Annotated in this window: 21 protein-coding genes; 12 read left to right on the top strand and 9 right to left on the bottom strand. The window is 74.8% G+C overall.

Annotated features, from left to right (window positions below):
- Positions 1 to 1005: an inorganic phosphate transporter gene (locus tag AC1C2W_RS11195; RefSeq protein WP_495388937.1), complete on the top strand. Its 1005-nt coding sequence runs from the start codon at positions 1 to 3 to the stop codon at positions 1003 to 1005.
- Between the two features lie 76 nt (positions 1006 to 1081).
- Here the strand turns inward: AC1C2W_RS11195 and AC1C2W_RS11190 are convergent, their stop codons facing one another.
- The 5 genes from AC1C2W_RS11190 to AC1C2W_RS11170 all read right to left on the bottom strand — a co-directional run bounded on the left by AC1C2W_RS11190 (position 1082) and on the right by AC1C2W_RS11170 (position 7994).
- The gene (locus AC1C2W_RS11190; protein ID WP_495389139.1) at positions 1082 to 2077 is read right to left on the bottom strand and encodes an NUDIX hydrolase; all 996 of its coding nucleotides are present in this window, start codon (positions 2075 to 2077) and stop codon (positions 1082 to 1084) included.
- Positions 2078 to 2124: 47 nt separating this feature from the next.
- Positions 2125 to 4494 (bottom strand): RNA degradosome polyphosphate kinase, encoded by a 2370-nt coding sequence (locus AC1C2W_RS11185; RefSeq protein WP_495413136.1) that lies wholly within the window; start codon positions 4492 to 4494, stop codon positions 2125 to 2127.
- A gap of 78 nt (positions 4495 to 4572) precedes the next feature.
- Positions 4573 to 5523, bottom strand: a complete 951-nt coding sequence (mshD, locus tag AC1C2W_RS11180) for a mycothiol synthase (RefSeq protein WP_495413135.1) — start codon at positions 5521 to 5523, stop codon at positions 4573 to 4575.
- A 72-nt stretch (positions 5524 to 5595) separates the two neighbouring features.
- A complete protein-coding gene (acs, locus tag AC1C2W_RS11175) occupies positions 5596 to 7611 on the bottom strand; it encodes an acetate--CoA ligase (protein ID WP_495413134.1) in 2016 nt (671 codons plus the stop codon).
- 122 nt (positions 7612 to 7733) lie between these two features.
- Complete coding sequence (locus AC1C2W_RS11170) at positions 7734 to 7994, bottom strand: hypothetical protein (protein WP_495413133.1); 261 nt, start codon at positions 7992 to 7994, stop codon at positions 7734 to 7736.
- A gap of 144 nt (positions 7995 to 8138) precedes the next feature.
- Between AC1C2W_RS11170 and AC1C2W_RS11165 the strand changes: the two genes are divergently transcribed.
- Together AC1C2W_RS11165 and AC1C2W_RS11160 are read left to right on the top strand one after the other, a co-directional pair.
- Positions 8139 to 8708, top strand: coding sequence for a GNAT family N-acetyltransferase (locus AC1C2W_RS11165; RefSeq protein WP_495388932.1), 570 nt, complete (start codon positions 8139 to 8141; stop codon positions 8706 to 8708).
- A 249-nt stretch (positions 8709 to 8957) separates the two neighbouring features.
- Positions 8958 to 9314, top strand: a complete 357-nt coding sequence (locus AC1C2W_RS11160; protein ID WP_495413132.1) for a hypothetical protein — start codon at positions 8958 to 8960, stop codon at positions 9312 to 9314.
- A 62-nt stretch (positions 9315 to 9376) separates the two neighbouring features.
- Here the strand turns inward: AC1C2W_RS11160 and AC1C2W_RS11155 are convergent, their stop codons facing one another.
- Complete coding sequence (locus AC1C2W_RS11155) at positions 9377 to 10216, bottom strand: HAD family hydrolase (protein WP_495413131.1); 840 nt, start codon at positions 10214 to 10216, stop codon at positions 9377 to 9379.
- A gap of 92 nt (positions 10217 to 10308) precedes the next feature.
- Here AC1C2W_RS11155 and AC1C2W_RS11150 point away from each other — a divergent pair, with 92 nt between their 5' ends.
- The 9 genes from AC1C2W_RS11150 to AC1C2W_RS11110 all read left to right on the top strand — a co-directional run bounded on the left by AC1C2W_RS11150 (position 10309) and on the right by AC1C2W_RS11110 (position 16889).
- Positions 10309 to 10965, top strand: a complete 657-nt coding sequence (locus AC1C2W_RS11150) for a winged helix-turn-helix domain-containing protein (RefSeq protein ID WP_495413130.1) — start codon at positions 10309 to 10311, stop codon at positions 10963 to 10965.
- On the top strand, positions 10962 to 12290 hold the full coding sequence (locus AC1C2W_RS11145; RefSeq protein ID WP_495388927.1) for an MFS transporter: 1329 nt from the start codon (positions 10962 to 10964) through the stop codon (positions 12288 to 12290). The genes AC1C2W_RS11150 and AC1C2W_RS11145 overlap by 4 nt, the downstream gene beginning before the upstream one ends.
- Positions 12291 to 12380: 90 nt before the next feature.
- Positions 12381 to 13205: a P-loop NTPase gene (locus AC1C2W_RS11140; RefSeq protein WP_495413129.1), complete on the top strand. Its 825-nt coding sequence runs from the start codon at positions 12381 to 12383 to the stop codon at positions 13203 to 13205.
- Positions 13202 to 14356: a TadA family conjugal transfer-associated ATPase gene (locus AC1C2W_RS11135; protein ID WP_495413128.1), complete on the top strand. Its 1155-nt coding sequence runs from the start codon at positions 13202 to 13204 to the stop codon at positions 14354 to 14356. The genes AC1C2W_RS11140 and AC1C2W_RS11135 overlap by 4 nt, the downstream gene beginning before the upstream one ends.
- The gene (locus AC1C2W_RS11130; RefSeq protein WP_495388924.1) at positions 14344 to 15039 is read left to right on the top strand and encodes a type II secretion system F family protein; all 696 of its coding nucleotides are present in this window, start codon (positions 14344 to 14346) and stop codon (positions 15037 to 15039) included. The genes AC1C2W_RS11135 and AC1C2W_RS11130 overlap by 13 nt, the downstream gene beginning before the upstream one ends.
- Positions 15036 to 15734 carry a type II secretion system F family protein gene (locus tag AC1C2W_RS11125; protein WP_495413127.1) on the top strand — a complete coding sequence of 233 codons (699 nt, stop codon included), beginning with the start codon at positions 15036 to 15038 and terminating at the stop codon, positions 15732 to 15734. The genes AC1C2W_RS11130 and AC1C2W_RS11125 overlap by 4 nt, the downstream gene beginning before the upstream one ends.
- Before the next feature lie 113 nt (positions 15735 to 15847).
- Positions 15848 to 16051 (top strand): DUF4244 domain-containing protein, encoded by a 204-nt coding sequence (locus AC1C2W_RS11120; protein WP_495388922.1) that lies wholly within the window; start codon positions 15848 to 15850, stop codon positions 16049 to 16051.
- Positions 16051 to 16413, top strand: coding sequence for a TadE family type IV pilus minor pilin (locus AC1C2W_RS11115; protein ID WP_495388921.1), 363 nt, complete (start codon positions 16051 to 16053; stop codon positions 16411 to 16413). The genes AC1C2W_RS11120 and AC1C2W_RS11115 overlap by 1 nt, the downstream gene beginning before the upstream one ends.
- The gene (locus AC1C2W_RS11110; protein WP_495413126.1) at positions 16410 to 16889 is read left to right on the top strand and encodes an Rv3654c family TadE-like protein; all 480 of its coding nucleotides are present in this window, start codon (positions 16410 to 16412) and stop codon (positions 16887 to 16889) included. Before AC1C2W_RS11115 ends, AC1C2W_RS11110 begins: the two co-directional genes overlap by 4 nt.
- Positions 16890 to 16911: 22 nt before the next feature.
- On the opposite strand, the gene AC1C2W_RS11105 is transcribed toward AC1C2W_RS11110, so the two are convergent.
- The 3 genes from AC1C2W_RS11105 to AC1C2W_RS11095 form a co-directional block, all read right to left on the bottom strand.
- A complete protein-coding gene (locus tag AC1C2W_RS11105) occupies positions 16912 to 18864 on the bottom strand; it encodes a CocE/NonD family hydrolase (RefSeq protein WP_495413125.1) in 1953 nt (650 codons plus the stop codon).
- A 75-nt stretch (positions 18865 to 18939) separates the two neighbouring features.
- Complete coding sequence (locus AC1C2W_RS11100) at positions 18940 to 19809, bottom strand: HpcH/HpaI aldolase/citrate lyase family protein (RefSeq protein WP_495388918.1); 870 nt, start codon at positions 19807 to 19809, stop codon at positions 18940 to 18942.
- Positions 19806 to 22367, bottom strand: coding sequence for a DEAD/DEAH box helicase (locus AC1C2W_RS11095; protein ID WP_495413124.1), 2562 nt, complete (start codon positions 22365 to 22367; stop codon positions 19806 to 19808). Before AC1C2W_RS11095 ends, AC1C2W_RS11100 begins: the two co-directional genes overlap by 4 nt.
- Positions 22368 to 22482 lie beyond the last annotated feature (115 nt).

The following is a 22482-nucleotide window of genomic DNA, read 5'->3' as shown; positions in this document are numbered from 1 at the left end:
GTGGAGGCGGCTCTCGTCGTCCTCGTCGTCGCGATCGCGTTCGGCTTCGACTACACGAACGGCTTTCACGACGCCGCCAACGCGATCGCCACCTCGGTCTCGACCCGGGCGCTGACGCCGCGTGTCGCGCTGCTGATGGCGGCGGTCATGAACTTCGTCGGTGCGCTGCTCGGCACGGAGGTCGCGGAGACCATCGCGACGTCGATCGTCGACCTGCAGGACGCCTCGAACCACACGGCTCTCGTGGTCGTGCTGTGTGCGCTTATCGGCGCCATCGCCTGGAACCTCATCACGTGGTGGTTCGGGCTCCCCTCGTCCTCGACCCACTCGCTGATCGGTGGCCTCGTGGGGGCCGGCCTGGCGGCCGGGCTGCCCATCTACGGCCAGGCGATCGTCGACAAGGTCGTGCTGCCGATGGTGCTCTCACCGCTCGTCGGCTTCATCGGTGCCTACGCCGTGATGGTCGCCGTCCTGTGGATCTTCCGGAACGCCGCGCCGTCGCGCGTGACGCGCCGATTCCGGCTCGCGCAGACGGCGTCCGCCGCGGCCATGGCCCTCGGCCACGGCCTGCAGGACGCGCAGAAGACCATGGGCGTCATCTTCATGGCCCTCCTCACGGTCGGCTGGGCCGACCCGGACGCCGGCATCCCGCTGTGGGTCAAGCTCGGCGCGGCCGCCGCGATCTCGCTCGGCACGTACTCGGGCGGCTGGCGGATCATGCGCACGCTGGGCCGGCGCATCATCGAGCTCGACCCGGCGCGCGGCTTCGTCGCGGAGTCCGTCTCCGCCCTGGTGCTGTACGCCAACGCGTTCATCCTGCACGCGCCGGTCTCCACGACGCACACGATCACGTCCGCGATCATGGGCGTCGGCGCCACCCGGCGGCTGTCGGCCGTGCGCTGGGGCGTGGCGAAGAACATCGGCGTCGCGTGGGTGCTGACCATCCCCGCCGCCGCGCTCGTCGCGGCGTTGACCACCCTGATCCTGCACCCGTTCCTCACCTGACCCGGCTCTCTCGCCGGTCGAGCCTGTCGAGCCCACACGAGGGTCTCGACGGGCTCGACCGGCGAGAGGCCCGGGGTCAGTAGACGGGCGGGGTGACCTTCTCGACGGCGACGACGCGGGGGCCCTTGCCCGTGGTGGCGACGTGCGCCACCAGCATGTCGCCGGGCTCGAGGAACGGGTCGCGCGCGGGCAGCGCGTTCGCGACTGCCCGGCGCGAGTGCTGCCCCAGCACGTCCAGCACCGTGGGCAGGACCGGGCGGTGGGTGCACAGCACGGACGACCGGCCCCCCTCGAGCAGGTCCCGCACGGTCGCGGCGACGCGGGACGGCGAGCGCTCGTGCTCCGCCTCCCCGAGCTGGTCGCTGAGCTCCGGCCGGGCCTGGGAGGCCCGCACGTAGGGCTCGATCGTCGCGGCGCACCGCTCCCACCGGCTCGAGAGCACCGTCGTCACGCCGTACGACGCGAGCACCGGGACGAGGGCGGCGCCCTGCGCGTGGCCCACCGGGGTGAGCGGGCGGTCCTGCTCCCCGCCGTGCCAGGCGGCACGGGGCACGGCCTTCCCGTGCCGCACGATGGCGACGGCGTGGGTGGCGAGCCGCCCCTGGGCGTGCGCCTCCACGAGGGCGTCGAGGGGCCCGCAGTCGGCGTCGCGGGTGAGCCGGTCCGCCGCGTCGTCGACGTCCAGCCACGCCTTCTGGTCGACCTCGTCGGGCGAGGGCGGCTCCACGGGGAACCGGGCCGTCAGCGCCCGCGCGTCGTCGGCCCGGGACGCCCGCCGGGCCGCCCAGTAGTGCACGCGCTTCACGCGGCTCTCGGGGGTCAGGTACTGCAGGCCCGGCAACGGGATCCCGAGGACCACGGGCTTGCCCGTCTCCTCCGCGACCTCGCGCGCCGCCGTCGTCGGCAGCGCCTCGCCCGGCTCGAGCTTGCCCTTCGGCCACGACCAGTCGTCGTAGCGCGGCCGGTGCACGAGCCGCACCTGGAGCCGCCCTTCGCGCTCCCGCCACACGAGCGCCCCCGCCGACTCGATCACCGGTGCGTGCTGCACCGTCGTCGCCCCCAGCGCGTCCACGAGCGGGGCTGCCGCCGCGACAGGGGACCGCCGCGCATTCCCCGCCGTCACCGGGCCCGCTCGGGCCGGCGGCGGTGGTGGTCGACGAGGCTGGCCTGGAGGTCCTCCAGCGGCTCGCCGTCGGGGCCGACGGCGTGCCGCACCCACGTGTCGTCGGGCTGCAGGTGCCACGTCGAGGTCTCGTCCGACATCGAGCGGTCCATGAGCTCCAGCAGCTCGGCGACCTGGCCCTCGTCGGTGATCCGCACCAGGGCCTCGACGCGACGGTCCAGGTTGCGGTGCATGAGGTCGGCCGAGCCGATGTACACCTCGGGCCCGGACTCGGGGCCCTCGCCGATGGCGGGGCCCACGGAGTTCGCGAACGCGTAGATCCGCGAGTGCTCCAGGAACCGGCCCAGGATGGAGCGCACCCGGATGTTGTCGCTCAGCCCGGGCACGCCGGGCCGCAGCGCGGAGGTGCCGCGAACCACGAGATCCACCTGCACCCCGGCCTGGGACGCGCGGTACAGGGCGTCGATCGTGGCCTCGTCCACGACCGAGTTCACCTTGATCCCCACCCAGGCCTCGTGCCCCGCCCGCGCCGCGTCGGCCTCGCGCTCGATGCGCTCGATGAGACCGGGCCGCACGGTGCGCGGCGCCACCAGCAGGCGGTGGAACCGCGACTGCGGGGCGTACCCGGAGAGCTGGTTGAACAGGCGGGTGAGGTCCTGGCCGACGTCGCGGTCGCACGTGAGCAGCCCGTGGTCGGTGTACATCCGCGCCGTCTTCGGGTGGTAGTTGCCGGTGCCGATGTGGCAGTAGCGGCGCAGCCCGTCGGCTTCCTGGCGCACGACGAGCGAGAGCTTGCTGTGCGTCTTGAGCCCCACGATCCCGTACACCACGTGCACACCCGCCTCCTCGAGCTTGCGCGCCCAGGAGATGTTGGCCTGCTCGTCGAAGCGGGCCTTGATCTCCACCAGGGCCAGCACCTGCTTGCCCGCGTCGGCGGCGTCGATGAGGGCGTCGACGATGGGGGAGTCGCCGGACGTGCGGTACAGCGTCTGCTTGATCGCCAGCACGGCCGGGTCGGCCGCGGCCTGCTCGAGGAACGTCTGCACGGACGTGGAGAACGAGTCGTACGGGTGGTGCAGCAGCACGTCGCGCTCGCGGATGGCGGCGAACACGTCCCGCGCCGTCGCGGACTCGACCTCCGCGAGCTGGCGGTGTGTCGTCGGCACGAACGGCGGGTAGTGCAGCGAGGCGCGCTCGATGTCGGCGATGACGTTGAGGCCGATGAGGTCCAGCGGGGCGGGCAGCTCGTAGACCTCCTCCTCCTCGACGCCCAGCTCGCGGACCAGCAGGTCGCGGATGCGCGCCGAGATGCCGTTCGCGAGCTCGAGCCGCACGGGCGGGCCGAAGCGGCGGCGCAGCAGCTCCTTCTCCATCGCCTGCAGCAGGTTCTCGGCGTCGTCCTCCTCGACCTCCACGTCCTCGTTGCGGGTGACGCGGAACGTGTGGTGCTCGCGGACCTCCATCCCGGGGAACAGGTGGTCGAGATGCTGCGCGATGACCTCCTCCAGCGGCACGAACGACCGCTGCGTGCCGCCCTTCTGCGTCGGCGTCGGGGCGCTGGGCCGGCCGCGGTCGTCGACCGCGATGAAGCGCGGCAGCAGGGGCGGCACCTTGACCCGGGCGAAGTGCTCCTTGCCCGTCAGGGGGTTCGCGACGACGACCGCCAGGTTGAGCGAGAGCCCCGAGATGTAGGGGAACGGGTGGGCCGGGTCCACCGCCAGCGGCGTGAGCACCGGGAAGATCTGCTTGCGGAAGAACTTGTGCAACCGCTCCTGCTCGCGCTGCTCGAGCTCGTCCCAGTGCACGATCGTGATGCCCTCGGCGTCGAGAGCCGGCTGCACGTCGGAACGGAAGACCGTCGCGTGCCGCTCCATCAGGCGGTGCGCGCCGTCCCCGATGGCCTCCAGCACCTGCCAGGGGCTCATGCCCGACACGGTCGTCACCGCGATGCCGGTCGCGATGCGGCGCTTCAGGCCCGCCACCCGCACCATGAAGAACTCGTCCAGGTTGGACGCGAAGATCGCCAGGAACCGCACCCGCTCCAGCAGCGGCAGTGTCGTGTCCTCCGCCAGCTCCAGCACGCGCTCGTTGAACGCCAGCCAGCTCAGCTCCCGCTCCGCGAACCGGTCCTCGGGGAGCGGCACGACGTCGCGCGCTGCGACCGCGCCCTCGGCGTCCGGGTCCTCCGCGATGTGCTCGGCGATGTGCGCCGCGAGCTGCGGGTCGATGGTGCGGGGCGGCGTGGCGGCGGTGGTGCGGGGACGGCTGTCCGTCACCTCGGCGGCCGCCACGGAGGCGGGCTCGGCGGGGGAGAACCGGCCCCGGCCGTCACGGCTCCGGGTCGGTCGAGGGCGTGACGCTGTCATGCCCCCATCCTGACACCGTGGGGTGAACGGCGGGTGACCGAACCGAGCGTAAGAACCGAGCGGCGGGCGCCCGGCGGACTACGGCGTCTCCGCCCGGGCGTACTGCACGTCGACGGCCGCGCGGTTGAAGCCCGCGCCGGCGTAGGTCGCGAGGGCGGCGGCGTTGTCCCCGTCCACGTACAGCACCGCGCGGTCGCAGCCGGTGCGGGCCAGGTGCGCGAGGGCCGTCGCGGTCAGGGCGCGGCCCAGGCCGCGGCCCTGCGCGGCCGGGTCGACCCCGACGGCGTAGATCTCGCCGTCGCGCGGCTCGCCCGGGCCAGGCTCCACGACCTTCGTCCACAGGGACGCGACCAGGCCGTCGTCCGACTCGACCAGGAAGAAGCCCGCGGGGTCGAACCACGGCTCCGCCTGACGGTCGCGCAGGTCGTCCACCGTGAGGCGGCCCTGCTCGGGGTGGTCGGCGAACGCGCGGGCGTTGAGGCGCACCCAGGCCTCGTCGTCTGCGCCGGGGCGGAACGGGCGCACCGTCAGGCCCGGGAGCTCGGGGGCGGGGGCAGCCGCGTCGTCGGGGCCGAGCGGGCGGGCGAGGAACAGCAGCTCCCGCACCACCGCGTAGCCGCGGGCCGCCGCGAACGCCCGCGCCGCGGGGACGTCGCCGTGCGCCCACACGCGCAGCGGCTTGCCGCGCTGCCCTGGCGCACCCGAGAACATCGGCAGCCGCGCGTCGCGCTCCGCCGTGCGCAGCAGCACGCTCCCCACGCCCCGGCGGCGGTGCTCCGGGTGCACGACGAGCTCCGCGCTCGCGTCCTCGCCGCCGCGGTCCACCTGCACGTAGCCGACGGCCGCGCCGTGCTCGTCGTGCGCCACGGCGTGCGTCAGCCAGTCGGAGTCGGTGCCCAGGTGCAGCAGCGGTTGCTCCGACAGCGGCGCGACGCCGTCGGAGTCCGTCGCAGCCGCGGCGAGTGCGCGGACGGCGTCCTGCGCGGCGGGGTCGAGGGGGCCGATGGCGAGGGGGATCGAGGTGGGCACGGCCCCATTGTCGCCGAGGGCGGCCGTCTCCGTGCGGAGGCGGCCGCCCTGGTGGGTGCGAGGTTTGTCGCGTCAGTCCTCGGAGCCGGGCGCGGTGGAGGCCAGGCCCGCCGAGATGAGGTCCATCACCGAGGAGTCGGCGAGCGTCGTCGCGTCGCCCACGGTGCGGTTCTCGGCGACGTCGCGCAGCAGGCGCCGCATGATCTTGCCCGAGCGCGTCTTGGGCAGCTCGGGGACCACGAGGATGCGGCGGGGCTTGGCGATAGGCCCGATCTCCTTGGCCACGTGCCCGCGCAGCTCCTCCTGTACCTGGGCCGCGCCCTCGGGCGTCGCCCCGCGGTCGGCGTGCTCGCCGCGCAGGATGACGAAGGCGACCACGGCCTGCCCGGTGGTCTCGTCGTTCGCTCCCACGACGGCGGCCTCGGCCACGATGTCGTGCGAGACGAGGGCGGACTCGATCTCCGTGGTCGACAGCCGGTGCCCGGAGACGTTCATGACGTCGTCCACGCGGCCCAGCAGCCAGATGTCGCCGTCCTCGTCCTTCTTGGCGCCGTCGCCGGCGAAGTACAGGCCCTCGAACCGCGACCAGTAGGTGTCCTTGAACCGCTGCGGGTCGCCCCAGATGCCGCGCAGCATCGCCGGCCACGGCTCGGCCAGCACGAGGTATCCGCCACCGCCGTGCGGCACGGAGTGTGCCTCGTCGTCGACGACGTCCGCCACGATGCCGGGCAGCGCCACCTGCGCCGAGCCGGGCTTGGTCGCCGTGACGCCCGGCAGCGGGCTGATCATGATCGCGCCCGTCTCGGTCTGCCACCAGGTGTCGACGATGGGGGCGGCGTCGCCGCCGATGACGCGGCGGTACCACATCCACGCCTCGGGGTTGATGGGCTCGCCGACCGAGCCGAGCACGCGCAGGCTCGAGAGGTCGAAGCCGGCGGGGATGTCCTCGCCCCACTTCATGCAGGTGCGGATCGCGGTGGGCGCCGTGTACAGGATCGAGACCTTGTACTTCTCGACCAGCTCCCACCAGCGGCCGCGGTGCGGGGAGTCGGGCGTGCCCTCGTACAGCACCTGGGTGGCGCCGTTGGCCAGCGGGCCGTACACGACGTACGTGTGCCCGGTGACCCAGCCGACGTCGGCCGTGCACCAGTACACGTCGGTCTCGGCCTTGAGGTCGAACACGTTCTTGTGGGTGTAGGCCGCCTGGGTGAGGTAGCCGCCCGTGGTGTGCAGGATGCCCTTGGGCTTCCCGGTGGTGCCCGAGGTGTACAGGATGAACAGCGGGTGCTCGGCGTCCACGGCCACCGGCTCGTGGATCGTGTCGGCGTGCTCGAGGGCGTCGTGCCACCACACGTCGCGGCCCTCGGTCCAGGCGGTGTCCTGCCCGGTGCGGCGCACGACGAGCACGTGCTCGATCGTCGTCGCCGGCGCGCCGTCCTTGGGGGCGATCGCTTCGTCGACGGCGGGCTTGAGGGCCGAGGGCGCGCCGCGGCGGTAGCCGCCGTCGGCGGTGATGACGAGCTTGGCCTCGGCGTCGGCGATGCGGCTGCGCAGCGCGTCGGCGGAGAAGCCGCCGAAGACGACGGAGTGCGGGGCTCCGATGCGGGCGCACGCGAGCATCGCGACGACCGACTCGACGAGCATCGGCAGGTAGATCACCACGCGGTCGCCCTTGGTGACGCCGAGCGCCGTGAGGGCGTTGGCCGCGCGGGAGACGTCGCGCTGCAGGTCGGCGTACGTCACCGTGCGGGTGTCGCCCGGCTCGCCCTCGAAGTGGATCGCGACCCGGTCGCCGAGGCCGGCCTCGACGTGGCGGTCGACGGCGTTGTAGGCGGCGTTGAGCTTGCCGTCGGCGAACCACTTCGCCACGGGCGCCCCGGACCAGTCGAGCGTCTGCGTGAACGGCGTGGACCAGGAGACGAGCTCGCGCGCCTGGGCGGCCCAGAACCCGAGCCGGTCGGCCGCGGCCTCGTCGTACATGGACGGCTGGGCGTTGGCCTGTGCCGCGAACGCGGCGCTCGGCGGGAACGCTCGCGTCTCGTGCAGCAGGTTCTCGAGGCTGGGGGCGGTGGTCTCGTTCTCTGGCACGCTTACCTCCGGTTGCGCATCGTCGCTGGTGCGGTCCCGTGGGCGTGACGCGTCGCGCCCGGGGGACGGCAGGCCCCGCGGGGCCTCGCCGTCGGGAGTCTAGACCTCGCGCGTGACCGGGGTCACGCCGTCCCAAGGTTTGGCCGTGGTCCTCGCAAAAGGGCCGTCGACAGCGTTGCGGTGGACGACCCCGTGAGCTTCGACAGGCCGATGGTCTGCGCTCCCGACGGAAGGCTGCCGTCGGCGGTGACGGGGAGGACGAGCGTGACGTCCTGGCCGCCATCGGCGTCGGAGGCGGTGCCCTTGATCGGCGTCGGGTCGGAAGTGACGGCGACGTGGTCCTCGATCGCGGCCGGTATGTCTGCGCCGGACATGAACACCATGGGTCGGCGTCGTCGCGCGTGGTGCAGTAGCGGGGCCGGTACTGAGGGGGGGCTACCGAGGGTGAACAGCCTCGCCGGGCAGTGGGTTTCGACAGGCTCAACCAGCGTTTGGGGTGTCACGACGCGTGCTGGTAGACCTCCACCATGACCACTCCGTATGTGACCTGGCCGCGCGAGGCGGGACTCCTGCGCCTGCGACAGCCGACGAGCCGGGACCTCGACCGCGTGCTGGCGTGGCGCAACCTGCCCGAGGAGACGCGCTGGATCCTGCGCACCGCGGTGGACGCCGACGGCCTCCGGGACAGGTGGCGCCGCGACCTGGACGACCCGCGCGAGCATTCCGTCGTCGCCGACCTGGACGGCGCCGTCGTCGGCACCGCGAGACTGTCCGTGCACGACGGGATGGGGCAGTCGCACGGCGACGACTGGCGCGACGCCGAGGGCTCGCTCGGCTACCTGATCGACCCGGCGTACGCGGGGCGCGGGTTCGCGACCGCCATCGCGGGCGCGCTGCTCGAGGTCGCGTTCAACGACCTGAAGTTGCACCGCGTCACCGCGGGCTGCTTCGCGGCCAACGAGGCGTCGTGGCGCGTCTTGGAGAAGCTCGGCATGCGGCGCGAGCAGCACGGTGTCGAAGACTCGTGGCACGCCGAGCTGGGCTGGATCGACGGCTACACGTACGGCATCCTCGCCCGGGAGTGGCGCGAGAACTGAGGAACGAGCGGGCACGAAGACGGCGCCCAGGAGACGTGTCGACCGAGCGCCGTGCTCGCCAGTCCGGACGCGGGTATCAGGCGCTTGATCCGATCACTGGGTGGGTCCATTCCCACCGAGTGGGTCCTCAACCGTGGACTTCCTGTGCGTGGGTCCCGCGTCCGGCTGTCTCTCTTCATGGAACGTCCGAAGGGGCGTGGGCGCAAGGGGAAGTGCGCCGGCCGGCGTAGCGAGCTGCCGGTGCTCTTCGTGTCTGACTACATCGGCCCGGCGCTGCGCGAGCAGCTGGCCGACGAAGGTTTTAGCGATGCGGACACGACGGGATCTATGCGCCAGACCCAGAGAGCTCGCACGAAACCTGGGTCTGACGCCGCCCCGACGTCGGCGAACATCCTCGTTGCCGAGCCCCAAGGCAGCGGGATCCTTCCCCGAAGTGGGAACGGTGTGGTACCGCCGTCGCTCGTCGTGGCAGACCTGCTGACCCTGCCGGGGCGTTCGGATGCCGAGGCCGATCAGCTCATGGACATCTTGGCGATGACGAACCCGGCTGGAGGGAGTTCGATGAGTCTCGCTCCTGAATATGCGAGCGCACGCCGCGTCCGGTAGCGACCAGTCGACAGGGTCCGTCGCCACGGCAAGCCGATCACCCTGCACCGCTTGAGCGATGGTCAGCCTTGGCGGCGTACCCACCAGCGCCGCAGCAGCCAGGCGGCGAAGCCCGCCGCGGCGACGCCGCCGGCGGCGAGCGCGACCGTGGGCGGGCGCAGCGCCGAGCGCAGCGCCACGGGCCGGGAGAACGTGAGCACGCCCCACCCGTTCTCGGCGGCCGCGCGCCGCAGCGTCTTGTCGGGGTTGACGGCGAACGCGTGACCGACGGCGCCCAGCATCGGGGCGTCGGTGACGGAGTCGGAGTAGGCGTAGCTGCGCTCGAGGTCGTACCCGCGCGTGGCGGCGAGCTCCAGCACGGCCTCCGCCTTCTGCTCGCCGTAGGCGTAGAAGTCGATCTCGCCGGTGTACCGGCCGTCCTCGACCGCCATCCGGGTGGCGATCACGTGGTCGGCGCCGAGCACGGTGGCGATGGGCTCCACGAGCTCGGCGCCCGAGGCGGACACGATGACGACGTCGTGCCCGAGCTCGTGGTGCTCGGCGATGAGGTCCACGGCCTCGGCGTAGACGTACGGGTCGATGAGGTCGTGCACCGTCTCGGCGACGATCTGCTGCACCTTGCTCACCTCCCAGCCGGTGGCGAGCTCGCTGAGGTGCTTGCGCATCCGCTCCGTCTGGTCGGCGTCGGCGTTGCCGGCGTAGAAGAGCAGGTGTGCGTACGCGCTGCGCAGCACGTCGCCGCGGGTGATGAGGCCGCCGGCGTAGAACGGCTTCGAGAACGCGGCCGACGAGCTGGTCGCGATGATCGTCTTGTCCAGGTCGAAGAACGCGGCCACGCGCGCCCGTCCGCGTCGCGTCGTCGCCGGAGCCGCCCTGCGGGGGTCCGGTCGCTGGTCGGTCACGGGCCCGAGCCTATCCGGGCCAGCCCGCCCGGCTCATCCAGTCTCATGCACAACTCTTGTGCACAAGAGTCGTGCAGAGCTACTGTGCACGCATGGACCCGACCCCGGACCGCCCGTACACCCACCTCGAGCTCACCGCCGAGGCGGCGAAAGTGCTGGCGCACCCGCTGCGCTCCCGGCTGCTCAGCGCACTGCGCCGCGGTGGGCCGGCGACCGCGACCGCCCTGGCGACCAAGCTGTCCACGAACACGGGCGCCACCAGCTACCACCTGCGCAAGATGGAGTCCGTCGGCCTCGTGGCCGACACCGGGGACGGGCGGGGCAAGGAGCGCATCTGGGAGGCGGCGACCCAGAGCCACGGCTGGCGGAAGTCCGACTTTCGCGGCGACGAGGACGCGCAGACGGCGCTCGGCTGGCTGGTGCGCGACTACCACCGGCAGTTCGACACGAACTACAGCCACTGGCTCGACGTCGCCGACGAGTGGCCGGCCGAGTGGCAGCACGTCTCGGGGATGACCGACACCTGGCTCGAGGTGACGCCCGAGCAGGCCCGGGCCATGCAGGACGAGTTCGAGGCAGTGGCCAACCGCTACCTGCGCGCTGGTACCGGCGACCCGCGCGCCCGCCGCCTGCACCAGTGGCGGTTCACCTTCCCGCTCGACGCCGACGACATCCCTGGGCCCGAGGACCTCCCCGCGCCCGGCGACGAGGCGACCGGCGGTCCCGCGCAGGAAGGCGACCCCGCGTGAGCCCGCAGCGCGTCTTCCTCCTGCTCACGGCCACCCGTTGGTTCCCGGTGGGCCTGGTCATCTCCGTGACCACGCTGCTGCCCCTCGAACGGGGCCTCACCGTGGGGCAGACGCTCACCCTCGCCTCGGTCACCGGGTTCGTCGTCTTCGCGCTCGAGCTGCCCACGGGTGGCACGGCCGACGCCGTCGGACGTCGGCCGATGCTGATCGCCGCCGCCGCGGCACAGGTACTGGCGGCCGGTACGTTCCTCATCGCGCAGTCGATCTGGGCGTTCGCCGCCGCTGCCGCGCTGATGGGCCTGTTCCGCGCGCTGGACTCCGGGCCGCTCGAGTCGTGGTTCGTGGACGCGGTGCACGCCGAGCACCCGGGTGCGGACGTCGACCGCACGCTCGCGCACCAGGGCACGGTGCTGGGTGTGTCGATCGCGCTCGGCGCCCTCGTCTCCGGCGGGCTGGTCTGGTGGCACCCGCTGACCGCGTGGTCGGCGCTCGCGCTGCCCTATGCCGTGTACGCGGTGCTCGCGGTCGCGCACCTGGTGATGGTCACGCTGCTCGTGCGCGAGACGCCGCGGCGCGTCCCGGTGGACGCCGAGGCATCGCCCGGTGAGCCTGTCGGGACCCGGGGTCGACGCCGGTGGGCGACGGCGCTGCGCACCACCGCCGACGCCGCGCGGCAGGCGCCGGCGAGCATCGCGTCCGGGCTGCGGCTCGCCCGCGACAACCGCGTGCTGCGCGGGCTGCTGCTCGTGGAGATCTTCGCGTCCGCGGCGATGGTCGTGTTCGAGTCGCTGCAGCCCGTGCGCCTCGCGGAGCTGCTCGGTGGCGAGGCACAGGCCGGCGCGATCATGGGGCCCGTCGCGTCCGTCGGGTGGGGCGCCTTCGCGCTCGGGGCGGCGCTGTGCGGCGTCGCGTCGCGCCGGTTCGGCGTGGCCCGCACGGCCATGGCGGCGCGCGTCCTCAACGGGCTCGGGGCCGTGTGGATGGGCCTGGCCGGCGGCCCGGTCATGCTGATCGTCGCGTACCTGGTCACCTACGGGCTGCACGGCAGCTCCGGACCCGGGTTCAACGCGCTGCTGCACCGCGAGGCGGTGCGTGACAACAGGTCGACCGTCCTGTCCATGGCGTCGATGGCGGGGTTCGCGTCGTTCGCGATCGCGTCACCGACGCTCGGCTGGATCGCGCAGACGGCGTCGACCCCGCTCGCGATGATGCTCGGCGGCGGGTTCAGCGTGCTCGGCGTGCTCTGCTTCCTGCCCGCGCTGCGTGCGGAGCGTGACCGGGCACGGCAGGTGGCCGTCGGGACGGAGGTCGCACCGGCGCGCTGACGCGGCCGGGAGCCCGCCCCCAGGCGTGCTCCGTCCACAGATCTCGGCGCGACGCGCCGCCACGACCGCAGGGCGCGCCAGCCTGGGCGCATGGACGAGGCAACCAGCACGCTGCGCCGCCCGGCGGCGCCCGATCGCGGCAGCCCGACGGACGATCGGGCCCCGTGGCTCCCCGCCCGGCAGGCCTGGCCGCCGGGGAACGCCAGCCGCACCATCGCCGTCGTCGGCGCCTGTGGCGGGGCCGGCGTCAGCACCCTCGCGGCGGTGCTCGCGCACGGGCTGCGGCGCTCGGGCGAGGGCGCGGTGCTCGTCGACCTCGACCTGCCCGGGCCGGGCGCCGACGTCCTGCTCGGCATCGAGGACGAGGCCGGCGCTCGCTGGCCCGAGCTCGCGGCCGCCCGGGGCGACGTCGACGGCGTCGGGTTGCTCGCCGCGCTGCCGCGATGGCGCTCGGTGCCGGTGCTCTCGGGCGCCCGGTTGCGCCCGGACCGGCCCGACGACGCCGTGGTGGTGGACGTGTGCACCGGCCTGCTGCGCGGCGGCGAGACGGTGGTGCTCGACCTGCCCCGCCCCGGCGCCTGGACCGCCGCCACGAGGATGCTCGTCGCCGCCGCGGACGCGGCGCTCCTGGTGACCCCCTGCACCGCGCCGGGCGTGGCCGGAGCGCTCGCCGCGTGCGCCGGGCTCGCCGAGGTCGGGGTGCGCGACCCGTGGGTGGTCGCCCGGCGGCCGGTGCCCGGCCGCGTCGACGCCGCGGCGCTGGAGGCCGCGCTCGGGCTGCAGGTGGTGATCGCGCGGTGGGAGCCGCGCCTGGCCGCCGCCGTGGACCGTGGCGAGGGGCCGCCGGTCGGGAGGCGGTCGCCGCTCGGACGGGCCGTGGACAGCCTGGTCGCGGCGCTGGCGGTCGCGTCGTGACCGCCCTCGTGGACCGGGCGCTGCTGGACGACGTGCGGTCCCGCGTGGGCGCGGCCGGCGCCGCGCTCGACGACTCGGCGGTGCGCGACGCGCTCCGCGCCACCGGGCGCGTCATCGGCTCGGCGGCGCTCACCGAGCTGACCCGCGCCGCGCGCGCCGAGCTCACCGGCGCCGGGCCGCTACAGGCGCTGCTGGACGCGCCCGACGTGACGGACGTGCTGGTCAACGGCCCCCGCGACGTCTGGGTGGACCGCGGCGACGGGCTGCACCGCGTGGACCTCGACCTCGGCACGCCCGCGGCGGTGCGCGCGCTGGCCGTGCGGATGGCCGCTGTCGCCGGGCAGCGGCTCGATGACGCCGCCCCCACCGTGGACGCCCGCATGCCCGACGGCACCCGGCTGCACGCCGTCGTCGAGCCCGTCGCGCCCGCCGGGGCGGTGATCGCGCTGCGGGTGCTGCGCCAGGCGGCACACTCCCTGGACGCCTTGGTGACCGCCGGCGGGCTGCCCCCGCAGTGGGAGCCCCCGCTGCGGTCCCTGGTGGCCGGGCGGGCCAACCTGCTGATCACCGGCGGCACCGGCACGGGGAAGACGACGCTGCTCGCCGCCCTGCTGTCGCTGGTGCCGCCCACGGAGCGGGTGCTCGTGGTCGAGGAGGCGCGCGAGCTCGCACCGCAGCACGAGCACGTCGTGCCGCTCGCGGCCCGCCGCCCCAACGTCGAGGGAGTGGGCGAGGTGACGCTCACCGACCTGGTGCGCGGCGCGCTGCGGATGCGGCCCGACCGGATCGTGGTGGGCGAGTGCCGCGGGGCCGAGGTGCGCGAGCTGCTGCTCGCGATGAACACCGGTCACGACGGCGGCATGGCCACCGTGCACGCCAACGCGGTCGAGCACGTGCCCGCGCGGCTCGAGGCGCTCGCGGCGCTCGCAGGCATGCCGCGGGAGGCCGTCGCCGCGCAGGCGGCCGCCGCCCTCGACGTCGTGCTGCACCTGCGCCGCCACGGCGCGCGCCGCCACCTGGCCGAGATCGGGCTGGTCGACCGGGCTCAGGACGGCCGGCTGGTCGTGCGTCGGGCCGCCACCTGGGCGGCGGACGGCGCGCCGCGTCCCGACACGGCGTGGGACGAGCTGGTGGGGCGGTGGGCGTCGTGACCGGCGCCGCGACCCTGATGCCGGGACTCGCCGCCGGGGGTTGGCTGGCCGTGGCGGTGTGGCTCGTGCTGGCCCCCGGAGGCCGACGGGCCCGCGCGCTCGTGCGGGCGGGTGGTCCGCCGCGCCGGCTCCGGGTGGCCGGGTTGCTGCGCCGCTGGACGCCGGACGGGGCCGTCGGGGCGCAGGCGGTCAGGGTGGCCGTCGCGCAGGTCGTCGCGCTGCTGCGTGCGGGGGCGCCGCCCGCGGCGGCGTGGTCGCGCGCCCTCGGCGTGCCCGTGGACGCGACCGGCGTGCCGGACGTCGGCGCGCTCGCCCCGATGGTGGGCGGCACCGGCCACGCCCGGTCGGTGGTCGCGGCGGCCGTGCTCGCGCGGGACGTGGGGGCGCCGCTGGCCGGGGCGCTGGACGCGGTGTCCGGGGCGCTGGTGGCCGAGGCGGAGTCCCGCGCGGAGCGGGAGGCGTCGCTCGCGGGGCCGCGTGCCACCGCCCGCGTGCTGATGTGGCTGCCGGCGCTCGGCGCGCTGCTCGGCTGGGTGCTCGGAGCCGACCCGCTCGCCACCGCGCTCGACGGCGGGGCCGGTACGGCGGCGGTCGGGCTGGGTCTGATGCTGCTGGCGCTGGGTCAGGTGTGGACGGGTCGGCTCGTCGCGGCGGCCCGCACCGCGGGGGAGGCACCGGCATGAGCGGTGGGCCCTGGGAAGGGGTGGCGGGCGCGCCCCCCGCCGCCGTGGCGGGGGCGGTCGCGGCGGTGATGCTGCTCGCCGGGCTGCCGTGGTGGGCGGCGCGCGCCGCAGTCCGCCGACGCGCGTCGCGGCTCACGACCGACGGGCCGCCTGCCGGGTCGGGTGCGCTCGACCTGCCCATGAGCGAGCGCGTCGACGTCCCCGTGGTGCTCGAGCTGCTGGGCGCTGCCCTGCGCGCCGGGGCCGGCGTGCTGCGCGCGCTCGAGGCGACCGGAGCGGCCCTCGACGGCGCGATGCCGAATGGATCGCCCCTGAACGGCACGGCGTCCGACGGCGGGCCGGCAGCGGTGCGCGACGTCGGGCCCAGCGGCGACGGCGCCGCGCTCCGAGCCGCCGCCTCGGCGCTGCGGCTGGGCGCGGACTGGGACGGCGCGTGGCAGTTCGCGCCCCCGCGCCTCGCCCCACTGCACCGGTCGCTGCGCGGGGCGTGGACGGACGGGGCGTCCCCGTCCGGGGCGCTGCGCGCGGCGGGGGACGAGCTGGTGCGGGAGCGCCGGTCGGCCGCCCGCACCGCGGCCGCCCGCCTGGCGGTGCGGCTGGTGCTGCCGCTCGGGGCGTGCTTCCTGCCCGCGTTCGTGCTGGTCGGGCTGGTGCCCGTGCTGCTCGCGCTCGGCATCGACCTGCTGTCCGGATGACGCCGGACCACGACGGCCCGGGCGACGCCTGGGTACTGGCGCCCGGCCGACCGGCCGGGCGCACGACGACCGACCGGGACGTGTCCCGGCGGTCACCGAGAAGCGGAGGAGACATGACGAACGAGGACACGGGCCACGGCCCGCACGAGGAGGCCACGCCGGACGGACCCGACCCCGAGGCCGGGCTCGCGACCGCGGAGTACGCCGTCGCGACGGTGGCGGCCGTCGGGTTCGCCGGCCTGCTCATCGCGGTGCTCAAGAGCGACACCGTGCGTGGGCTGCTGGAGAACATCATCAGCTCGGCGTTGTCGATCTGATGGCGCCGCACCGCAGCAGCAGGCCCGACCGGCAGCGGGGTGCGGTCACGGCCGAGCTCGCGGTCGGGCTACCCGTGGTGGTGCTCCTGCTGGTCGCGGTGCTCAGCCTCGCGGCCGCGTCCACGGCACAGATGCGTGCCCTGGACGCGGCTCGCGCCGGCGCCCGCGCCTACGCGATCGGGGAGGACGACGCCGCGGTGCGGCAGGCCGTCGCGCAGGTGGGCGGCGACGACGCCGAGCTGAGCGTCAGCCGCGACGACACCTGGGTGCGGGTGACGGTCAGCCGGCCCGTCGTCGGCGGCTGGTTCGCCGGTGCCCCGGTGCGGGCCTCCGGGGACGCGACGGCGTGGGTGGAGCCGTGACCCGGCCCGCGTCCCGGTCCGCCTCCCGGTCCGCCTCCCGGTCCGCCTCCCGGTCCGCCTCCCGGTCCGCCTCCCGGTCCGCCTCCCGGGACGGCGAGCGTCGCCGCGGGCGCGCCCACGAGCAGGGCGCCGGCACCGTGGTGGTGCTGGCGCTCGCCGCGGTGGTCGTCCTGCTGGCGCTCGCCGTGGGGGCGCTGGGTTCGGCGCAGCGCGCGCGGGGCACCGCCCAGGCCGCGTCGGACCTGGGCGCCCTCGCGGGCGCCACCGCGTGGCGCCGCGGCGACGACCCGTGCGCCACCGCCGCCGAGGCCGTGCGCCGCAACGGCGGCGAGGTGGTCGCGTGCGTCCCCGAGGACGGCGGGACGCTCGGCGTGCGGGCGTCGCGGGCCGCCCTCGGCCCCGAGGTGGGGCCGTGGGCGGGGCTGATCGGAGACGCGAGCGCCGGGGCGCGCGCCGGGCCGAGACCCGCTGGTTGAGCCTGCGCGGGCGAGGCAGTCGTTACTCGGGGACGACGATGCGGGTGCGCGGCACGACCGACGGGTCGATCTCGTCGGCGTCGGGGACCCGCGACGTGCCGGGGGCGAAGCTCGCCCGCGGGCCGGTGACCGGCAGGTTCAGCGTCGTGGCGCCGAGGTCGATCGCGTAGTCGGAGCCGGCCGGGTCCACCGTGACGGTGGCGCCGCGGTCCACGCCCATGACTACCAGCCCGAGCTGGTGACCGGCTGGGACGACCAGGTCGTTCGCCTGCATCTCGACCGTCAGGCGATGGGTCCCCGCGCCGTCGAGGCGTGCCCAGCCCCGGGCGAGCACCTGAAGGTCCGTGGTCCCGGTCCGGCGCTCGACGTCGAGGTAGCACGCGTCGTCCACGTCGGACGCCGCGCCCCAGCAGGACTCGGTCTCGAGGGTCACCGCCCCGTCGCCCGGGGGCAGCACCCGCTCGGCCGGTCCGTAGTCCACGAGCCCCACCGTGACCTGCCCGGTCGGGGCCGAGCTGGTGACCTTCGTCGAGACCGACGGCGTCCCGGAGACCCGCACCGCGTGGCGCAGCGTCCCGGTGGTGAACAACAGTCGGTTCGGGTCGTCGCCGGCCCCGAGCGCGTCGCTGAAGCGCTGCGTCGGGTCGTTGACCCAGGTGGCGTCGCGGCCATGGCCGCCACCGTGACCGCCGGCGCCGAGCGTGAGGGCGCCGTCGGTCTTCGGGCGGAGCTTCATGGGGCGCTTCGCCGCCGGCCAGTCGTCCTGCTCGACCCACTCGCCCGGCGCGATCTCGACCCGGACGGCAGGCTCTCGGTCGACGCCGTTGCGGATGTCGTACAGCTCGTGGTCGAACCAGCGGTGCAGGGTGTCCACCCACGCGGCGCGGTCGGAGTCGAAGGCGTCGACGTGGCCGAGCCGGGTGAGCCACATCTTGCGCTCCACGCCGCTCTCACCGAGCGCGTCCCACCACCGCGAGAAGTTCGGGGTGTCGACGTTGGTGTCCTGCAGGCCGTGCATGACGAAGACGGACGCCGTCACCTGCGAGGCGTCGCCGAGCGTGCCGGCGCGGTAGTCGCGCTCGTCCCAGAAGGAGTTGTGCGCCCCGGTGTCGTCCGCGGAGTCGACCGTCATCTGCTCGAGCCGTGCGGAGCAGTCGACGGTCTCGTGCCGGTCGCCCGCCACGTACTCCGACAGCCACACGGGGTACCCGTCCGAGAACGGCAGGCCCTGCGCGCGGTCGTAGTCGTACCAGGACGAGATCGCGGCGATCGGCACGATCGTCTCCAGGCCCTCGACGCCGGTCGCAGCGACCCCGTTGGCCAGGGTCCCGTCGTACGACTTCCCGATCATCCCGGTGGCGCCCGTGCTCCAGGACGCCTCGGCCGGCGTGCCGTCGGCGTAGGACGCCGTGCCCCGGCCGTTCAGCCAGTCGACCACCGCCTTGACCGACAGGATGTCGGACCGGCCGCCGTGGTCGGTGCAACCGGTCGAGCGGCCGGTTCCCGCCATGTCCACGGCGACGAAGGCGTACCCGCGCGGCACGAAGTAGTTGTCGTAGTACAGGGGGAAGGACTCGATGGTCCCGTCCTGGTCGTAGGTCTTGAGCTCGCTCTCGTTGCCGCGCCCGCAGCAGGAGTAGTACGGGCTGGCGTCCATGACCACCGGCACCTCGGCCTCGCCGTCGAGCTCGGCCGGGCGGATCAGGTCGGCGGCGACGCGCTCGCCCTGACCGTCACCGTCGAGGTCCGGTGCGTCGACCCACACGGACTCCTTGATCGCGTCGCCGTAGGAGTAGACGGGCTCGGTGGTGCCGTCGTCGCCCAACACGTAGGCCGGCTCGTCCGCGCCCGGTGGTGGTGCCACCTGGGCCGCGAGGGCCGGCACCGCGCCGCTTGCCGCGACGGCGATACCGGTGAACGCTGCGACGACGACGGCGCGGGCCGACCGTCTGCGAGAACCTCGGAACACTCCCATGTGCTTTCCCCTCCGACGGGCCGATGCGCGCTCGCAACGTATCGGCACTCGGCGAGGACCGCCACGGGACCGCCGTCAGGTCGGGTTGACGTTGAACAGCGCGGCGCGCTCGCTGATCTTGCGGGCGCGCGCCAGGCGCGGCTTGTCCGAGCCGTCGCGGATGACGGAGCCGGAGGCCTCGAAGTCGGCGAGGAAGTCCAGCGCCCAGGCGACGTCCGCGCCGGACGGGCTGAAGGACTCGTTGATGACGGCCGGGGTCTCCAGGTCCAGGCAGAGCTTGCCGGTGAGGCCCAGCGCCACGGCGTCGGCGGACTGCTCGCGCAGCAGCGCGTGGCTGGTGCCGACGGTGGGGCCGTCGATCGGGCCCGGAAGCCCGCCGATGCGGCTGGCGGTCACGAGGCGGGAGCGCGGGTACGCCATCGCGAGCGACTCGTTGGCGGTGCCCGTGTCACGACGGTAGTCGCCGGAGCCGAACGCCAGGCGGAAGGCTCCGGGCGCTCGCGCGATGCTCACCGCATCCTCGATGCCGAGCGCGGACTCCACGAGGGGGATCACCGGCACGCTGCCGCCGAGGCGCTGCGCCGTGTCGACCACCTGGTCGGGCGCCTCGGTCTTGGCGAGCATGACGCCGCACAGGCCCTCGGTGTCCCACAGGGCGCGCACGTCGTCGGCCCACGCCCGCGAGCCGCGCTCGTTGATCCGCACCCAGGCGCGCCCGCCCCGGGCGAACCACTCGGTCACCTTGGCGCGGGCCTCGTCCTTGCGGCTGTCGTCGACGGCGTCCTCGCAGTCGAGGATCACCTGGTCGGCGCGGGACAGCTGGGCGTCGTCGAACACGTCGTCCCGCAACGCGTTCAGGAGCAGCCACGAACGGGAGTTGGCGGGGTCGACGCGCGTCTCCTCGCGGGAACGGCGGCGTTCGGGGAGGTCGATCTCGATAGTCACCCGTCGATCGTAGTTTCCACAGGCGCATGGGCCAGTACCGCATCCAACAAGCGCACGGCCGCGGACTTGTCGAGGGGCGCGTTGTCGCTGCCGCACTTGGGCGACTGCACGCAGGCGGGGCAGCCCTCGGCGCACGAGCATGCTGCGATGGCATCCCGGGTGGCCTGCAGCCAGCGCGCGCCCAGCGCGTACCCGCGCTCGGCGAAGCCGGCCCCGCCGGGGTACGCGTCGTACACGAAGACGGTGGCCTCGCCCGTGTCGGGGTGCAGGTCGGTGGACACGCCGCCCAGGTCCCACCTGTCGCACGTCGCCAGCAGCGGCAGCAGGCCGATCGACGCGTGCTCGGCTGCGTGCAGCGCGCCGGGCGCCTCCTCGGGCGAGACTCCCGCCGCCCGCAGCACGAAGTCCGGCACCGACCACCAGACCGCCGTCGTGGCGAGGGTGCGGGACGGCAGGTCGAGCGGCTCGGTGTCGAGCACCTGCATGTCGGGCAGCCGCCGCCGCTGGAAGCTCACCACCTGGCTCGTCACCTCGACCTGGCCGAGTCCCCAGGTGACGGGGCCCCACTCGCGCTCGACGACCGGCCGGGGCGCGTCGTCGTCGATCGCGATCTCCATGACCTCGTGCGACCACGTGCCGTGCTCCACGTCCCGCCGCACCACGAGCGCCACGTGCTCAGCCAGGTCCAGGTGGTCGACGACGAACGTCGCCCCCTGGTGCACGTACACCGCGCCGTCGTGCACCTGCCCGTCCGCCGAGCCCGCGTCCACGGTGCCGAGCAGCCGGCCGGTGGTCGCCTCGACCACGCGCACGGGCCGCCCGCCGGAGCCGCGCAGGTCCGCCATGCTGGCCGCGGGCTGCGCGTGCGTCCAGTACCAGCCGGATGGACGACGGCGCAGCGCGCCGCGCTCGACCAGCACGCCGAGCACCTCGCGCACCGCGGCGGGGTCGCCGAACGCGGCGAGGTCGTCGCCGCGCAGCGGCACCTCCTGCGCCGCCGCGCAGAGCTGGGGCGCCAGCACGTGCGGGTTCGCGGGGTCGAAGACGGTGGCCTCCAGGCCGGCGTCGAACACCGCCTCTGGGTGCGTCACGAGGTACGTGTCCAGCGGGTCCTCGCGGGCGACGAACGCGACGAGCCCGTCCGCCCCGGCGCGGCCGGCGCGCCCCGCCTGCTGCCACAGGGACACGCGGGTGCCCGGCCAGCCGGCGACGAGCACGGCGTCGAGCCCGGAGATGTCGACGCCCAGCTCGAGCGCGTTGGTGGTGGCCAGCCCGCGCAGCTCCCCGGTGCGCAGCGCCTGCTCCAGCTCACGACGCTCCTCGGGCAGGTAACCGCCGCGGTAGCTGGCCACGCGCTCGCTGAGTTCGGTCGCCACCGGGCGCAGGTGGTCGCGTGCCTGCTGCGCCACCGACTCGGCACCGCGTCGCGACCGGGTGAACGCGAGCGTCCGGGCGCCGTGCGCCGTGAGGTCGGCGAGCAGGTCCGCGGTCTCGGCCGTCGCGGACCTGCGGGGGTGCTCCGCGGCGCCGCGCGTCGTGAGCACGGGCTCGGCCTCCTGCTCGGTGTGGGTGGGGTCGAGCGGGTCGGGCAGCGCCCACGGGTCGTCGCGCGGCGGCGCCTCGCCCTGCGCGGCGCGCGAGCGCTCGAACCCCGCGACCTCCGGCGGCTGCCACAGCGCGAACGTGCGCCGCCCCGCGGGGGACGTGTCCGCGGTGACCGCGAGCACGTCGTCGGGCGTCGTGCCCACGAGCCGCGCCGTGCTCACGGCCGGCTCGGCCGTCGTCGCGCTGGCCACCACGAACACGAGCGACTTGTCAGACCCGGGGCCCGCCGGGGCGAACCGTGCGTCTGACGGCGGGCGGTAGTGGGCAGCGAGCCGGGCGAGCCGCCGGAGCACCAGTGACACGTGGGCGCCGAACACGCCCCGGTACGCGTGCCCCTCGTCGACGACGACGTAGCGCAGCCCGCGCAGCAGCCGCGCCCAGCGACGGTGGCCGGGCAGCATCGAGAAGTGCAGGAAGTCAGGGTTGGTGAGCACGACGTCGGCGTGCTCGGCCACCCAGCGACGCTCGTCGTTCGGGGTGTCGCCGTCGCACGTCGCGACGCGTGGCAGCGCCGGTGCGGGGCCGCCGGCCGGGCCGGCATCGCGCGGCATCGTGGCGACCAGCCGCTCGAGGCCCGCGAGCTGGTCCGCGGCGAGCGCCTTGGTGGGGGACAGGTAGAGCACCGTGGCGGGCGCCTCCCGGCGCACGGCGGTGAGGGCCGGGAGCCAGAACGCGAGCGACTTGCCGGAGCCTGTCGACGTCGCCAGGGCCACGTGCCGCCCCCGCCACGCCGCCTCGGCGGCCTCGACCTGGTGGGCCCACGGCCGCTCCACCCCGAGCTCGCGGTAGCCGGCCACGAGGGCCGGGTCCGCCCAGTCGGGCCAGTCCGCGGTGACGCCGGCGCGCGCCGGGAACGTGCGCACGTGGGTGAGCCGGTCCGCCCGCGCCCCGTGCGCGGTCAGCACGTCCAGCAGCGGGTGCTGCTCGGGCGCGGTGGCGGGGTCGGCGGGCACGGGCGACAGTCTCGCACCGCGCGGGGCACCTCCAGAGCGGGGTACACGTCGGGCATGTCCGCCGATGGGATATCTGCGCAGAACGGGTGCGCTATCGGTTTTTGAGCGGGAATGA

It is taken from the genome of Isoptericola sp. Y581 (assembly GCF_059445475.1).
This window is presented reverse-complemented; position numbering and strand designations above follow the sequence as displayed.

Coding starts and splice junctions, on each gene's coding strand:
- AC1C2W_RS11185 (WP_495413136.1), bottom strand. CDS start 4,494: ATGACAGCGTCACGCCCTCGACCGACCCGGAGCCGTGACGGCCGGGGC.
- AC1C2W_RS11170 (WP_495413133.1), bottom strand. CDS start 7,994: ATGGTGTTCATGTCCGGCGCAGACATACCGGCCGCGATCGAGGACCAC.
- AC1C2W_RS11165 (WP_495388932.1), top strand. CDS start 8,139: ATGACCACTCCGTATGTGACCTGGCCGCGCGAGGCGGGACTCCTGCGC.
- AC1C2W_RS11150 (WP_495413130.1), top strand. CDS start 10,309: ATGGACCCGACCCCGGACCGCCCGTACACCCACCTCGAGCTCACCGCC.
- AC1C2W_RS11140 (WP_495413129.1), top strand. CDS start 12,381: ATGGACGAGGCAACCAGCACGCTGCGCCGCCCGGCGGCGCCCGATCGC.
- AC1C2W_RS11125 (WP_495413127.1), top strand. CDS start 15,036: ATGAGCGGTGGGCCCTGGGAAGGGGTGGCGGGCGCGCCCCCCGCCGCC.
- AC1C2W_RS11120 (WP_495388922.1), top strand. CDS start 15,848: ATGACGAACGAGGACACGGGCCACGGCCCGCACGAGGAGGCCACGCCG.
- AC1C2W_RS11115 (WP_495388921.1), top strand. CDS start 16,051: ATGGCGCCGCACCGCAGCAGCAGGCCCGACCGGCAGCGGGGTGCGGTC.
- AC1C2W_RS11105 (WP_495413125.1), bottom strand. CDS start 18,864: ATGGGAGTGTTCCGAGGTTCTCGCAGACGGTCGGCCCGCGCCGTCGTC.